14 protein-coding genes are annotated in these 14,904 nt (G+C 39.2%); 11 read left to right on the top strand and 3 right to left on the bottom strand.

Features of this window, described 5'->3' with window-relative positions; all coding sequences use genetic code 11:
• The first annotated feature begins 23 nt into the window (after nt 1–23).
• From CK503_RS09325 to CK503_RS09300, 6 genes are all read left to right on the top strand, one after another.
• Entirely contained in the window at nt 24–1,796 is a 1,773-nt protein-coding gene (locus CK503_RS09325) for a GspE/PulE family protein (RefSeq protein ID WP_095606541.1), read from the top strand.
• Nucleotides 1,797–1,887: 91 nt separating this feature from the next.
• Nucleotides 1,888–2,391, top strand: a complete 504-nt coding sequence (locus tag CK503_RS09320) for a cyclic nucleotide-binding domain-containing protein (RefSeq protein ID WP_095606540.1) — start codon at nt 1,888–1,890, stop codon at nt 2,389–2,391.
• Between the two features lie 239 nt (nt 2,392–2,630).
• The gene (locus CK503_RS09315) at nt 2,631–3,881 is read left to right on the top strand and encodes a type IV pilus twitching motility protein PilT (protein ID WP_095606539.1); all 1,251 of its coding nucleotides are present in this window, start codon (nt 2,631–2,633) and stop codon (nt 3,879–3,881) included.
• Nucleotides 3,882–3,904: 23 nt separating this feature from the next.
• A complete protein-coding gene (locus tag CK503_RS09310; RefSeq protein WP_095606538.1) occupies nt 3,905–5,596 on the top strand; it encodes a PilN domain-containing protein in 1,692 nt (563 codons plus the stop codon).
• Between the two features lie 18 nt (nt 5,597–5,614).
• The gene (locus tag CK503_RS09305; RefSeq protein WP_095606537.1) at nt 5,615–6,493 is read left to right on the top strand and encodes a type 4a pilus biogenesis protein PilO; all 879 of its coding nucleotides are present in this window, start codon (nt 5,615–5,617) and stop codon (nt 6,491–6,493) included.
• A 1-nt stretch (nt 6,494) separates the two neighbouring features.
• Entirely contained in the window at nt 6,495–8,417 is a 1,923-nt protein-coding gene (locus CK503_RS09300; protein ID WP_176466272.1) for a secretin GspD/PilQ domain-containing protein, read from the top strand.
• A gap of 19 nt (nt 8,418–8,436) precedes the next feature.
• Here the strand turns inward: CK503_RS09300 and CK503_RS09295 are convergent, their stop codons facing one another.
• The 3 genes from CK503_RS09295 to CK503_RS09285 form a co-directional block, all read right to left on the bottom strand.
• Nucleotides 8,437–9,531 (bottom strand): alanine racemase, encoded by a 1,095-nt coding sequence (locus tag CK503_RS09295; protein WP_095606535.1) that lies wholly within the window; start codon nt 9,529–9,531, stop codon nt 8,437–8,439.
• Between the two features lie 78 nt (nt 9,532–9,609).
• Nucleotides 9,610–10,827 carry a dipeptidase gene (locus CK503_RS09290; protein WP_095606534.1) on the bottom strand — a complete coding sequence of 406 codons (1,218 nt, stop codon included), beginning with the start codon at nt 10,825–10,827 and terminating at the stop codon, nt 9,610–9,612.
• Between the two features lie 303 nt (nt 10,828–11,130).
• Entirely contained in the window at nt 11,131–11,622 is a 492-nt protein-coding gene (locus tag CK503_RS09285; protein ID WP_095606533.1) for a hypothetical protein, read from the bottom strand.
• A 127-nt stretch (nt 11,623–11,749) separates the two neighbouring features.
• Between CK503_RS09285 and CK503_RS16335 the strand changes: the two genes are divergently transcribed.
• The 5 genes from CK503_RS16335 (at nt 11,750) to CK503_RS09265 (ending at nt 14,904) form a co-directional block, all read left to right on the top strand.
• A complete protein-coding gene (locus CK503_RS16335; protein ID WP_255233374.1) occupies nt 11,750–11,878 on the top strand; it encodes a hypothetical protein in 129 nt (42 codons plus the stop codon).
• Between the two features lie 238 nt (nt 11,879–12,116).
• On the top strand, nt 12,117–12,881 hold the full coding sequence (locus CK503_RS09280) for a ParA family protein (RefSeq protein WP_095606532.1): 765 nt from the start codon (nt 12,117–12,119) through the stop codon (nt 12,879–12,881).
• Nucleotides 12,882–12,905: 24 nt separating this feature from the next.
• Nucleotides 12,906–13,238, top strand: coding sequence for a hypothetical protein (locus tag CK503_RS09275; RefSeq protein WP_095606531.1), 333 nt, complete (start codon nt 12,906–12,908; stop codon nt 13,236–13,238).
• Between the two features lie 119 nt (nt 13,239–13,357).
• Nucleotides 13,358–14,119: a GNAT family N-acetyltransferase gene (locus CK503_RS09270; protein WP_095606530.1), complete on the top strand. Its 762-nt coding sequence runs from the start codon at nt 13,358–13,360 to the stop codon at nt 14,117–14,119.
• Nucleotides 14,120–14,121: 2 nt separating this feature from the next.
• Nucleotides 14,122–14,904 (top strand): lysophospholipid acyltransferase family protein, encoded by a 783-nt coding sequence (locus CK503_RS09265; protein WP_095606529.1) that lies wholly within the window; start codon nt 14,122–14,124, stop codon nt 14,902–14,904.

Here is a 14,904-nt window from a genome sequence, read left to right as displayed (position 1 = left end):
ACTCAGCAAACCTTTGGTTTTTAATGGGAAAAGTTAATACACGCAGACATATTGGTGATATCCTCGTAAACAGGAATGTTATTACCAACGATGAGCTCAATGAGGCCCTGGCAATATTACGTGAAGAGCCCGACTCTTCGAATCGACGCCTGGGACAGATCCTTTATCAGGATCTTGGAATTGATCGCCATGAGGTAATGAGCGAAATTGCCTCAATATATGCTTTTGAAGAGGTATTTGGGGATCAGGATTCTGTTGAGGAGGAGGATATCGAAGAGATTAAGGCATATATAGATGATCTTCCTACAGAAGTAGTTGATGAGTTGGTACATCAAAAAGCAGTTCCCCTTCATGAAAGCCAGAACACCTTAACAATTGCTGCGGCCGACCCTTCCGATCCCACACTCTCGAACATCGTTAGTAAATTAAATTTCAAGCAGCACCATATTGTTTACTGCCGGTATGAGTTGGTTGAACAGATTTTAACTCAGGTATATGAACAGAAGAATGAATTCCTTGATCTGCTCGAGGAGATTGAATATGATGAGCCGGATTTAGAGGAAGATACCGAAGAGATTGACGAGGAGGAGATTGATGCAGAAATCAACCAGAGTATGCTTAACTCTCTGGTTGAGGGATTTCTTGTTGAGGGGGTTCGTAAGGGGGTGAGTGATATTCATATTGTTCCATGTGGCCAAACTTCAACAGATATTCGATTTCGAATCGATGGCAAGTTACAGCTCTGGCATCAACAAAATAATGTAAAACCGGAAGCCATATCGGCCGTTGTTAAAGATAAAACACGAAATGTGGATCGTTTTGAGCGAGATGCCTCGCAGGATGGTTTTATCCAGCGACAGGTAGATGGCCACAACATCCGGTACCGGGTTTCCATTATGCCGATGGTAGGGGCGCAGTTCGATCGAAAGTTTGAGTCTATCGTAATTCGTATTCTTGATGATCGCGAAGTTATTACGGATTTAGATGTACTTGGGCTACAGAAAAAGGCCAAAGAAGATTTTGTAAAAGCGATTGAAAAACCTTCAGGTATTGTCATTGTTACGGGGCCTACGGGAAGTGGTAAGTCAACGACCCTTGTTGCAGCTCTTTACTATGTGATTACTCCCGAAGTGAATGTACTTACGGTTGAGGAGCCGGTTGAATATCTTATTGAGGGTGCCCGTCAGCTTAAAATTGGTACCAACATGACTTTTGATCTGGCGATGAGGGGGATTTTACGTCACGATCCGGATATTGTACTCGTGGGTGAGATTCGCGACCTTAAAACGGCCGAGATTGCTATTAAACTGGCGAATACGGGTCACCTGACTTTTTCAACACTGCACACGAATGATGCCCCCAGTGCTATTTCTCGACTCTACAAGATGGGCGTTGAAACCTTTTTGATTGCAAATGCCGTTAACTTGATAATGGCCCAGCGCCTGATACGTACGCTTTGCAAAAATTGCAAGGAAGAGTACAGACCCCATATTGAAACTGCAAAAGGCATTGGGTTTACAGAAGAAGAGTACGAAGAAACCACATTTTATAAAGCAGTGGGGTGCGATAAATGCACTAATGGGTACAAGGGGCGTACCGCTATTATGGAGGCATTGTATTTTGATAAAGAAATTCGAAAAATGATTTTAGAATCAGGAAATGAGATTGATGAGGTGGCCATCAAGGAGTACGCAATGAGCCAGGGAATGTTGAGTTTGCGTGGTTCTGGTCGGGAACGTATAAAGAACGGATTTACAACAATTGAAGAAATTGCAGCAATTACCATCGAAGATTAAAATACTCTTAGACGTTTAGGGTAGAACTAAATAATCGTTAATATTGTGATGTCTATAAGGGGTTAGCATAAGTTAAATTTGGAGATAAGTTATGGCAACTGATAATCAAGCAGAAAAAGAGGCAACGCCCGAATATATTCGGCAGTTTTTAAAAGAACCGCCCTTATTATTAAGGAACTTTCATTACGAAGATATTATGGAATTCCTGAACTTGGGAATGGAAGAACGGTTTGTTCAGGATGATGTAATCATTAATGAGGAGGAATATGTAAATTCTGCTTATCTGATTTCAAAGGGCGAAGTTTCTATTTGGAAAGATAATATCCAGCTTGCAACACTCAGTAAAGGTAGTTTTTTGGGGGAAACCTTTCTTTTTAGCAAAAATAACAGAATGGCTAAAGTGGTTTCGGAGGGGGAATCACAATTGCTCAAGTTTGAACGATACGAAGCATTGAACTTTTTCCGTAAAAAACCGGAAAAACTGTTCAATATTTTCACTCGCAATATTATTGAGATTCAGCAGAAGAAGATCAGTAATATGAATGTGCAGTTGTTACAGCTTAAAAAACGTCTTTTAGAAGATAGTAGCTGGTAAGACTCTATTTGTTCTAACTTGTGTTCTTTAATCTTTATATCCACAAAATATTTTTGGAAATATTAAAAATATTTAATGTTTTATGGTGTATATTAAGAATACCGATCATTTGTTATGGATTCATAACCAGATGTATGTTCATTAATGAAAATATCTCGTAACAAAAGACTTTGTAATGGTTCTTAACTAACAGTAGACTATCATTATTAATGGACTTAACATGAAAATTTAGATTATAGATGGAAGTAGGGGTACAAAAGGATAGAGTTAAAGAACTTATAGAGCCGCTTTCTGCTCAGCTCAGAGATAGCTTAAAGGGATTGGAGCGTCATCGAGAAATTGGCAAGATTATTGATAATCAGGATGAGGAAACTCGTGCCGAATTACAGAATGTCGTTGAGAACCTGCTCAAAAAGATGTACAAGAATGAAGCTTCTGATATCGATTTGGGTGGGCCCGGCTGTGCTAATAAGGTTTGGTATCGTATCCACGGGGATAAATCGCCTGACAAAAGTGTTCCTGAGTTTTCTCTTTTGGAAACCGATTTTTTGTTGCACAACCTAATAATGCCGAGCCAGCGTGAGCATCTGTTGGAACATCGGAATTTGGACTTTTCCTATTCTTTGTCGGGTTCTGATTCAATATCAGGTGCTCGTCGTTATCGTGCCGACATGTATTTTGATTTGGAGCATTTGGCATTAAATATGCGTAAAATCGATAACGAAATTCGTCCGTTTAAGGGACTTAATTTGCATCCAGAAATAGCAAAAGCGCTTAGCCTAAAATATTTTAAGTACGGTATGACGCTTGTAACGGGAATTACAGGCTCTGGTAAGTCTTCTACGCTCGATACGGTAATTGATGCAAATAACCGTACGGTTGATTCACATATCGTTATAATTGCTTCTCCGGTTGAACTTGTTCATGAACCCAAAAAATCGGTGGTACGCCATCGTGAGGTGGGACGAGATGTTAAGTCTTTTAAGGAGGGGGCTATACAGGCGCTACGTCAAGATCCTGATATTATTGTTATTGGTGAGCTCCGGGACCCCGAGACCATAATGACTGCTCTTGAAATTACAGATTCGGGTCATAAAACATTTGGTACGCTGCATACAAGCTCTGCAATGGAAAGTATTGAGCGTATTCTCGGGGAGGTGCCGCCCGATGAGCAGAATCGCGTGCGAACACGTCTGGCAGATGTTCTTACCTGTGTGATAAGTCAAAAATTGATTCCCAGCCTTGATGGTAAACGTGTGTTGGCTAAAGAAGTTTTAATGGTTACGAGCCCAGTAAAAGCTGCTATCAGAAACAATAATGTTAATGAGATCTATCAGATGCTGATGGAGGGGGGCGAACAGGGAATGATGACGATGGAGCAGGATCTGAAGCGTCTTTATGAGGCTGGAAAAATTTCGAAGGAGGAAGCCATTAATAATGCCAATAACAAAAAGCGAGTGAAGCAGCTCATTTCAGAAGCTCAATATTAATTTACGACCAATAACTTTACGGGATGTTTGGAAAAAATGAATATGTTGGTTTAGCAGTACAGGATGATCTCATCCGTGTGGCAAGACTACGGGTAGACGGGAATTCAGTTAAAGTTATTAAGTTAGATCGCTTTTCACTGGTAGAAAAAATCGAGGGCCAGTCACGTAACCTTGAAGCAGAATCTGATGATACCGATGTTTTTGAAGAAGACGAGGATGCAGATTCGATATTTGGTTTAGAAGAAGATGAAGAACAGTCTAAGGATCTTGAAGAAGAACTGGATTTATCTGGGTTAGATGAGGAAGAGGATGAGGAAATGGAGCTTGATATGGTGGAAGAAGCCGACGTGCCTCAGTCTAATGAGCTTCTAATTTATGATATTCTCTCTGATATCAGCAATGAGAAAGTATATTTGGGATTAAATATACCTGCGGGACATACGATTTTTCAGGTTATAAGAGATACAGATTTTTCTGAGGTTAAAAAGAAAGATCTTAGACAAGATCTTGAAGATAAGCTTGAATCTATCTACGGCACTCCTAAATCCCCTGATAATTATTCTTATGAAGTTCGTAAGGATGGATCACTTTTACTGGGCTCTGTTGAGGATGAGTCAATTACTTTAAAAGCTGTAAACAGGGCTCGGGAGCTTTATACGGGAAAACTTGCGATACAAAATGTTATCCCTGATGAGATTGCACTTGTTGGATTAGTAAGAGCCAATTATGAGCTCGATCCCGATGAAATGACTGGTATTATCCAGTTTGGGAAAGAAACCTGCCGCGTTGTTTTTATGAAGGGAGAAGAGATTTGGCTTGTTTCTCCTATAATTAATGAAGGGACTGAGAAGAAATCCTTCATGAATACGGTATTCAGTAAGATACTTTTCCAGCTTGACACTGGAGAAGTACCCAGTTTGGATCGCATCCTTTTGGCGAATAATACCAGGGGAAGTGATGCGGTAGATTTCTTTATGCAGAACTTTCCTGACATCCATGTTGAAAATCTGTTGCTGAAAGATGAGTTTATTGACAGTGAGAGCGTCGATCCCTCGAGTATCCCATCTTTTACAACTGCTATTGGTTCAGCATTGGCCGCATCGGGAGTAAAAGATGAGGTCTTTCCAAAATTATCATTTGTTCCAAAATATGTTGAAGACCGCCAAAAAATATTCCAGCTGCAGTGGCACGGAATGCTTATTCTATTTCTGATATTTTTAACTCCAATAACTTTCAACTACTTCTATAATCAGAATGTCCAGCAGATAGACTCTTATGAGAGTGAATTAAATCAAATGAACTCTCAGCTCGAACGATTAGAGCCTATTGTAAACGAAGTGGATGTTTTACAGCAAGATTTGTCGGTATTGAAAGAAAAGCTGACGATGTTAGATACCCTGACTCAAGGTAGTAAGGAGTGGTCTGCCAAACTTGATCTGCTTAATAAAGGCATTCAATCTGTAGGCAATACCTGGATAACCTCTTTTTCCCAGTCAGGAAATGGGACCTTTATTCAAGGATATACTTTGTATAGAAATAGAATTCCCCGAATTGTAAATATATTTGATGAGGCAACACTGCAAAGTGTTGATAATGAGGAAATCCGTGAACAGCAGGTATATACATTTTCAATCCTGATACAATCTTTTGCCAAATCTGATTCTATTTATTCCCCTTCATCTCCAGAAGAAGTTAAAAGTCTGATAGGTAAATAATTTAGTAAAATACGATATATGTCCTACGGTATACGAAATACAATTATTCTTCTTGTCGTCTTAACCACTTTTATAGGAGGTGGATGGAGCTATATTTATTTTTATCAACAGCCAAAGCTGGAAGAGTTGGAAGAAAACGTTGAACAAACGCGTCAGAATTTAACACAGAAACAGCAAAAAGCTGATCAATTGCCAAGGCTTGAAAATCAATTCAGGGAGGCTACAAATTTTTTCAATAATTATAAGAAAGGATTATATCCCAATAGTAATGAGGACAGAGTATATGACTTTTTGGATAGGGTAAGTACCGGATCAGCATATACGGAGTTTGCGTTTAGTTTTTCAGATTCGACGACCTATGATAAATATGGGGTTATTTCGATGCAGGTTACCGGACAGGGATATTACCGTAATTTTGTAAATTTTATTCGTCAAATCGAATTAAGCAAGCCATTAAATAAAGTTGGAGGGGTTAATGTTAATCCTGTTAATGAACTCGAATCCTACGGAAAAGTTAATTATCAGTTTTCTCTACAAAGTTTTTATGACCGTGTGAAGTTATTGGGTGAAGCGGACTTAGCAATTAGAAATAATTTACTTGGATCTGTAAATAATCCATTCTATCCATTAATAAGATCAGTTGAAGAAAATGAGGATAATCTTGTTAATATAGAAAATAGTGAGCTTTTGGCGATCAGTTCTAATAAGATCTTTTTACTGGATCAACAGGGGATGATGCAACGACTTTCTGAAGGGGACGAAGTTTATCTCGGAGAACTTTCCTCAATAAATATTGATGAAGGAACCGCTTCTTTTACTCTTAATAAAGGTGGAATCGTTGAGCGAATAACCTTGCAGGTCAATAATGATGAAGATGAAAATGAAAGCAGTGATTAATATGAAACTTTTTAGATACCAAAAAACGATACTTCTTACACTGGCACTTCTATTTGTTGCTATTGGGAGTGTGAATAGTCAAAATCGAGACAATCTGCCTGCAGAGTATAGAGAATATACAAATCCTGAAGAGCTCGTTCGATTTGACAGAACTACCTCATTTGCTCGTGCTGTTGATGTTATCAACGAGTTTTCACAAAAGTTCAGAGGAAAAGCGATTATTAATCGTACGAATGTAGAGGGGGAAATTGGTATTGCGGTATCACCTATGCATTGGATGGATGCCTTAAAGCTAATTTTGCGTGTTAACGAGCTCCACTTAATAGACAAACAGGAGTTTTTTGAGATTGTAACCCGTGAATCTTTAGAAGCCGAAGAAAAAGGCCAGGCAGCGCCTCAAACAGCAACGGGAGGTGGAGAAGGTGAGGGACCAATAGCGACTACTCAAACACATGAAGTTAGAATTAATGCTATCTTTTTTGAAGGGAACCGTCGTGCCCTGCAAGAAATTGGTGTAGATTGGTCCACGATATCAGAAAATGTGCCTGAATCTGTACTTGATGCCCAAGGTGGCGGTCAAGGTGGCGGTCAAGGTGGCGGTCAAGTTGGCGGTCAAGGCGGACAAGGCGGGGGACAGGTTCCCAGCTCAGAGTTTGACGGCCCCTTTGTACAAGTAAATTCAAAAGGTGCACAGAACGTTTCTCAGGACGTATTTAGCGCATTAGTCAATGTTGGTGAGATTGGGAATAGCGGAATTGATGTACAAGCACTATTCAGTGCTTTTGAGGCGGATAACCTGGGTGAGATTCTTGCCTCTCCCACTGTTAAAGTGATGGATGGACAGGAAGGGAATATTCAAGTAGGACAGGACTTTTCAATTAAACAGCGGGATATTGCCGGCAATGTTGTTGAAAATTTTTTCTCGGTTGGTACTATTCTTACGGTTACACCACAGGTAATTACCCAGCAGGATACGACTTTTATTCATCTTAATATTGATGCAGAAAGATCATCAGCTCAGCCCGATCCGGTAAGTACAATTATTAACAAACAAGAAGCCACTACGCAGGCTCTCTTGCTGGATGGAGAAGCAACAGTAATTGCAGGTTTATATAGGACGGAAAAAGCCGATGTACGACGGGGTATTCCCATTTTAAAAGATTTGCCGCCATGGTTTTTTGGATTGCGATACCTTTTTGGCTATGAGTCCCATGATTACCAAATGAGGGAGCTTGTAATATTAATCCAGGCCTCCTTAGAACCTACTATACCCGATCGGTATGGCAGGGATGATTTCAGGAATAAATATGAGGTTCTACGGGACGAACGAAAACGAATGCAGGAAGAGGCTTCGGAAGGACAAGAAATCATGAATCGTGAAAAAGATGAAGATCTCCAGGAAATGTTTGATGGTGAACCGGAGGAAGAACAGGAAGAAGACAAAGCGGAATCTGAGAAAAAAGAACAAAGTAATGATCAAGAATCTGATAATACTGAAAGTGATTTGGTAGATGAGGAAAATGATAAGCAGAATCCACCACAGGCTATTAAGGATCCGGAAGTAAAGACTGAAAAAGTTGAACTCAATCTTGGGGGAGAAGTAGAGGATCGAGCAGATACCACAACCCAAGCGAGAAACTCAGAATCTGAAACATCCGAATCTGAGAATGATGCCGAAGAAAAGAGTGACACTCTTTCTACCTACTATATCGTTGGCGGATCATTTGAGGTATTGGAAAATGCTAAAAACCATCAACAGGAACTGACAGAAAAAGGATTTAACTCCTCAATAATTAAGATGCCGGATACAGATATCAACTTGGTTACCTACCAAGGTTTTGATGATTTGGGTAGTGCCGAGAAGGCAATGAAAGATATCCGGCAATCTCAGAATTCTGAAGCTTGGTTATATAAAGCGAAATAAATTTCAGGCGCTTTTATTATTACATCATATTTACCTGTGTTCCATTTTTATCCGTTAATTGATATTGGCTCATAAGATTAGCGGTAAGGCAGGAATGTATGGGTAGGATGGTTATAGCATCACCGATGTCATAACTCTTGAATATAACATCAGAACAACAAATAACACCATGCTCTTGGGAGAGTTTTACAAGATGTGATGCAGTATCCAAGGGTTTCCAATGGTTGTCAATCTTTTGTGCGACCGCCCCATAATGAGTAAGCCCATTCTTAGTCATTGATTCTTTGGAGAAGTGAACCGCTCCGCCGTGAATAATGAGTTCATTTCTTTTGGGATACTTATCTACAACAGGGCAAACCATTGCAACAGCAATATCAGTAGGTGTACAGCTACCAATTTGGGTTTGCATGAGATCATAAAACACAAAATTTCCCGGACTTATAGCGTCAATAGGACCAAAATTATTAGCAACGGAACAACAAGGGGTATCCCCGGAGCATATTTCAAAAGTCCCAAAATCAGGGTTGATACATTTTTTTAAATTATTGAACTGTTTGACGATAGAATGTTGAACCTCTGATATTTCCTGTTCTGAACGACAGCTGTAGGAATGGCCGGCATGGGAATAGAATCCAACCCAGTTGATAAATTTCGTTTTTTGGATGACAGTTATTAGTTCTTTTATTGCTCTAATATCATCAGAAGCCAACCCTGATCTGGCTGATCCGGTATCAATTTCGATGTAGGTATTAAGTGTACTCGTAAGATGGGTTTCTAACTGATGGGCCGTTTCTGGTTTATTAATTAGTAATGTGAGGGTAATGTTTTGCGCAAGCTTGTTTAACTCTTGAGTTCGGCCAACATTACAGGGAAAAGCGATGGTTATATCTTTCCAGCCGTTTTGGGCAAAATAATGTGCCATATCTATAGAAGAAACCGTAATAGCTGTAACGCCAGCATCCTTTATCCATTCTCCCACCTGTGCCGATTGATGGGTCTTCATATGAGGCTTAAAACGCAAATTGTGGTGTTGAGCTTTTTCAGCCATCCGCCTGATGTTAGCCTTGCAAATACCTTCATCCAACAGAAGGGTAGGGGTAGTTATCTTTTGCATGGGTATAAATTTATTTGGGATTTAAAAAGCCCCGACTGAATATTCTCCAGCCAGGGCTTACTATATAATACGAAAGGATTAATTATCTGATTCCTGCATGTTATCAGCAACTTCATTTACTTTGTTCCACACCCTGAAAATATTACCGGAGGCAATTTTTTCAATTTCCTCTTCCGTATATCCACGTTCTAAGAGCTCAGCGAAGAGGTTGGGGTAGGTAGATACATCTTTAAGCCCATTTGGTAGTGTTGGACCAACACCGTCGTAATCTGAGCCGAGTCCTACATGATCTACGCCTACCAGATCAACAACATGATCGATATGATCAGCTACTTTCTCTACAGTACTAAATTGAAAGTTCTCTTGAAAATATTTTGATCGGAATTTATCTGCCTCTTCACTTTCTGGATCCAACTCTTTTTCTTCTATTAGTTGTGCCATTTCCTCTCGCACCTTTTCCTGGCTATTTTGAGAAGCACTATCTAAAAACGTAGACCCAAAGTTAATCATGATAACACCATTATTTTTCCCAAGCCGCTTAATAAGGTCATCACTCATATTCCGTTCAAATCCGGGGGTAAAGTGCCTGCAAGAAGAATGCGTTGCCACAACCGGTGCTTCTGTTACATCCATGACGTCATAAAACGCGCTGTCGGTAATGTGGGATACATCTACCATCATACCCAATCGGTTCATCTCTGTCACTACTTCCTCACCATAATCGCTTAACCCATTATGAGTATCAGCGGTTGTATCATAGGAAGAGTCACTGAGACGGTTGTCCTTAGCATGAGCAAGGGTAATATAGCGGACGCCACGATCATAGAAGTATTGCACATCAGATAAATCTTCTCCTACAGGAGCTCCGTTCTCGATCCCCATTGGCAGTGAAATCACTCCTTTTTCAAAGTTGTTTTGTATCTCTTCAGGTGACGTAGCGATAGCAAACTTATCGGGATTATCATTGGCAATACCCTCCATCATATCGACAAGGCTGTCGGCCGCAGCTTTAGCGCCACCGGTTTCCTGATATTCTACCGGGATATATATAGACATGAACGGGGCATCTAAGCCACCTTCCTTTGCTCGGGGATAATCAAAGTCCAGTTCTGGCGCTGCCTTCGAAATATTTACCCATTCGTCTTTTAACTGATAGGGGACATCAATATGTCCGTCCACTATAATCACTTTTTCTGCAAGATCATTTGCCTGTTGTTGGTACTGGTTGGTTTGGGTACAGCTGGCAAAAACCAGTACCAATAAAACGACAACACTGATATTTTTTATACTCTTCATCCTTTAATTTATTTAGTTGAAAGTTTGGTTGAATGTTGGTCAAAAAATGATCCTTTGCAAATATTAAAAATCATTTTACAACATTATGGTGATAAGATCTTTATGATTTAATAAATTTCTTTGGGAGCACTTCTTCAACCGTTGTCAAATGTTATAAGATTTAGTATTCAGGGGATATCTTAAAGTCTATCATTAGAGGGGAAAAGAGATGATTATAAATTAGGGAGTTCAAACGGTGAATTTCTGGGCAACATAAACCTGGCTGGGTACCCGATATTTGCACTGTAAGTACGGAGAGGTCTCTTATAATGAGTTCTTGAATAATTGAAGAACTTTTTTTTGGGATTCCTTGCTGAACAGAAGCGGGCGTCCACTAAATTCAAAAAGGTATAAGTCTTTATCAGTGTCGGTAAAACTGACTTTAAAGGCTTTAATTGTTGGTTTAAGTTTAAGTAGTAAAAAGTTTACTCCCGCTGTGGTAGGAAATATATCTTTGATGGTTTCTTTTTTGAATTCTTCTTCGTGAATCCTTTCACCCTTTTTTTGATACGATACAAGAACATTTTTGTCATTGATATTCAGTGTTATTTCAAGAGGGCCGTCCATAGTTTGGAGGTAGCATAGAATTGTAATTGCAAAAAATATAAATGCTCCTAACCTCATAATACTTATCCAAAACGGGTCTTCTATATTCCAAAATACAGCAAAGGTAATGACAGAGAACACTGCCGATATGATGGCCCCCGTTTTCCAGAAATCATGATTTTCCTCTGAAATAGTTATGGATCTATCCATTAGGCAATTTTGTGGTTAACAGTTAAATTACAGATAAGATATTAATTTGTACTTGCAACTCAACATCTGGTCTGATAGATTTCTATAAAAGTAGGTAATCAGAGAATCGGTAAAAAAAATATAGATTATGGCTTCAAAAAAGAAAGATTCTGAAGGTAAAACAATAGCTATCGCCGTTATTTTATTTGCTGCCGGGCTGGTTGCACTTATTTATGCCATCCAGTTTATTATTGGCTTTTTCTTCCCAAATTTATAATTCCACTCGAACAGATTGTTCTTTGATACTGATTTAAAATAGTATTAAAGAAATTCCTATCCGTTTTTTTTCTTTTAAATATCCTCTCTAAGCACTAAAAGTGCATACAAGAAATAATATTAAAAATATTTAATATTTCTGTAACAAACCCTCCATGAAGTTCTCTATTAAATAAAGGGGTTTTACCCTGATTAATAATTATTAATTGATTTCGGGAATCAACAAACGGTATGTACGTATGAAAACAATAGCTTTTACCAATCAGAAAGGAGGAGTGGGAAAAACGACCTCAACGATTAATGTGGGGGCTGGACTTGCCCAGGAGGGATTCAAGGTTTTATTGGTAGATTTGGATCCACAGGCTAACCTTACCTATTCGTTGCGGCTTAGTTCCAATCGTTTAGAAAATAGCATCTACGAGGTGCTAAAAGGAGATATTCAGGCTGATGAGGCAGTTATAAGTCATAATGGATTTGATATAATGCCTTCTTCGATTGACCTCTCAGGAGCTGAAATGGAGTTTGCCAATGAGCCCGCTCGGGAGATGTTGCTTAAAAATTCGTTGAGCAGCTTATCAAAGGATTACGATTATATCTTAATTGATTGTCCACCCAACTTGGGGTTGTTAACGCTTAATGCCTTTACAGCTGTTAAGGAAATATTTATTGTACTGCAATCCGAATATTTGGCGCTGCACGGTCTGTCAAAGCTGATGGATGTTATCCAGATTGTTAAAGAACGATTAAATCCTGATATAGAAATCAGTGGTATTATCTGCACGTTATTTGACGGGCGGAAAAATCTGAATAAGGAAGTGGTGGATCATATTCAGGATTACTTTGGTGATAAAGTTTTTGATACGATCATTAGAGATAATGTTGCGTTGGCAGAGGCACCGAGTCATCACAAAACAATCTTTGAGTATGCGCCTGACAGCCATGGAGCAAAAGATTACAAGGCGCTGGCTCAGGAAATAAGAAATGGTCAGTTGCAGCACGCGTAGAATATTAATAGGGATTAGCTTATTATGTCAAAGAAGAAGAGTTTAGGAAGTAGTCCTATTGCCTTTAAATCAAAAAAAAGTACTATGGGATTTATTCCTGATCGAGGGGTTTCAGATAATAAAAAGGATACAGATACAGCTGTTGTAACTACAAAGCAAGATCGGGATGAAAAGGAGAAAGACAGGGGCAAGAATACGACATCCAAAAACGAAGAAAAGACCAAAAAGAAAATTGTAAGCTACTATTTGGAAATTGATTTAATTGATAAAGTTAAATCAATGGCTGATAACAACGATATGTATTACTCAGCTTTGGTAACGTCTGCTCTAAAAGACTGGATGGCTAAAAAAAACTGATATCTTGCTATTACTTTCCGAGTATTATTGATTACAAAGAAATAACAAGTTTTTGATTCTTTTTTCTATTTTGTTGCTTATTCTAAGGGTTTGCTAATTATAAAAGATGTTTTAATCCTGTGGAACGAGCACTAACCGGACAACTACTTACCACTAATCAGTATAAGTTGGGTTTTGCCAAGACAGAAGCCGACTTGCGGGCTGCCCAATCGTTGCGATATCGCGTATTTAATGTGGAGCTTGGTGAAGGATTGGAAGAATCCCATCAGCACCATCTCGATGTTGATCGGTACGATTTGCAGTGTAACCACCTTATCGTTGTAGATCGTAAGACAGACTGTGTGATAGGTACCTATCGATTGCAGACGTACCAAAAAGCAATTCAGAGGCATGGACTATATACATCTGATGAATTTGATTTGTCTACACTACCTAAGGAAATTCTAAATGAGGCGGTGGAGGTAGGCCGAGCTTGTATCCAAAAAGAACACCGCAACGGACGTGTGCTTTACTTGTTGTGGCGGGGGATAGCAAAGTATATGGAAATAACCGGACAGCGCTACCTGTTAGGATGCTGTTCTATCAAAAGTACTGATCCCGCCGAAGGTTGGGAGGTATGGGATTATTTGCGTGAGAATGATCACCTTCACAGCTCCTTAAGTATAGATGCGAGAGATGATTATTGCTGTCCTGCTGTTGAGAGGGATACAGAAGCGTGGAAAAATGTAACATTACCTGAACTATTTAATCTTTATCTCGATTTAGGAGCCAAAACTTTATCTAAACCAGCATTAGATAAGGCCTTTAAAACGATTGATTTTTTAATCTTGGTAGATCTTGAAAACCTTGATGAGCGCTCAAGGAAACTGTTTTTCAGATAGATATGAAAAATATAATTGATCATGTAAGGGCATTTATACGTCTCGTATTTTTCTTTTTAGTTTCTTTTTGTACGGTAATTTTGGTTGCTGCGGGCAATGTGGTTTTTCGTTTTATAAAACCATTAATGGTTGTCAAATGGAAAAATAACATAATAACTATTTGGGCCTCATTAACAGCTAACATACTGGGGCTTAAAATTTCTTCTGAAGGATCACCGCCGAAACCTCCTTTTTTTCTGGTATCCAATCATGTAAGCTATATCGATGTTGTGCCGCTTTGGTATTTTTTGGATGGGACATTTATTGCGAAAAGTGAAGTAGCGTCATGGCCGTTTTTTGGATGGGGAACCCAAACCCTTGGCGTTCTTTTTATTGATAGAAAGCTACAGGGTGATGTTCATCGGATGAATAATCGCATTGCGGAGTCAATCTCTGATTCACAGGGTATTATTTTATTTCCCGAGGGGACAAGTTCGAAAGGGGAAAGAATTTTACCTTTTAATTCCTCTTTGTTAAACTATCCGGCGGAAAAAGAAATGCCGGTGAGTAGTGTGGCTATTACATACCGTTCGTTGGATGCCAAACGGCCGGCATGGTCACACGTTTGCTGGTGGGGAGACATGGATTTCTTTCCTCATTTTTGGGAGCTCCTGAAAATAAAACAGGTTGATGTTAGGGTCAGATTTGGTGGCGAGATTATAGATAATGACAGAAAGGAACTCTCAAAACAGTTACACAAAGAAGTATCACAATTGTTTGTTCCGATTGTTGGTTCACAGAATTAA

Origin of the sequence: Fodinibius salipaludis (genome assembly GCF_002287075.1) — a bacterium.
GTDB lineage: Bacteria > Bacteroidota > Rhodothermia > Balneolales > Balneolaceae > Fodinibius > Fodinibius salipaludis.
The sequence above is the reverse complement of the archived record's forward strand: the minus strand, read 5'-3'. Positions and strand labels throughout refer to the sequence as shown.

Bases quoted from the DNA above. Each gene is read 5' to 3' on its own strand.
- CK503_RS09280 (WP_095606532.1), top strand. From the start codon at position 12,117: ATGAAAACAATAGCTTTTACCAATCAGAAAGGAGGAGTGGGAAAAACG.
- CK503_RS09290 (WP_095606534.1), bottom strand. From the start codon at position 10,827: ATGAAGAGTATAAAAAATATCAGTGTTGTCGTTTTATTGGTACTGGTT.
- CK503_RS09265 (WP_095606529.1), top strand. From the start codon at position 14,122: ATGAAAAATATAATTGATCATGTAAGGGCATTTATACGTCTCGTATTT.
- CK503_RS09305 (WP_095606537.1), top strand. From the start codon at position 5,615: ATGTCCTACGGTATACGAAATACAATTATTCTTCTTGTCGTCTTAACC.
- CK503_RS09315 (WP_095606539.1), top strand. From the start codon at position 2,631: ATGGAAGTAGGGGTACAAAAGGATAGAGTTAAAGAACTTATAGAGCCG.
- CK503_RS09285 (WP_095606533.1), bottom strand. From the start codon at position 11,622: ATGGATAGATCCATAACTATTTCAGAGGAAAATCATGATTTCTGGAAA.
- CK503_RS16335 (WP_255233374.1), top strand. From the start codon at position 11,750: ATGGCTTCAAAAAAGAAAGATTCTGAAGGTAAAACAATAGCTATCGCC.
- CK503_RS09275 (WP_095606531.1), top strand. From the start codon at position 12,906: ATGTCAAAGAAGAAGAGTTTAGGAAGTAGTCCTATTGCCTTTAAATCA.
- CK503_RS09300 (WP_176466272.1), top strand. From the start codon at position 6,495: ATGAAACTTTTTAGATACCAAAAAACGATACTTCTTACACTGGCACTT.
- CK503_RS09310 (WP_095606538.1), top strand. From the start codon at position 3,905: ATGTTTGGAAAAAATGAATATGTTGGTTTAGCAGTACAGGATGATCTC.
- CK503_RS09325 (WP_095606541.1), top strand. From the start codon at position 24: ATGGGAAAAGTTAATACACGCAGACATATTGGTGATATCCTCGTAAAC.
- CK503_RS09295 (WP_095606535.1), bottom strand. From the start codon at position 9,531: ATGCAAAAGATAACTACCCCTACCCTTCTGTTGGATGAAGGTATTTGC.
- CK503_RS09320 (WP_095606540.1), top strand. From the start codon at position 1,888: ATGGCAACTGATAATCAAGCAGAAAAAGAGGCAACGCCCGAATATATT.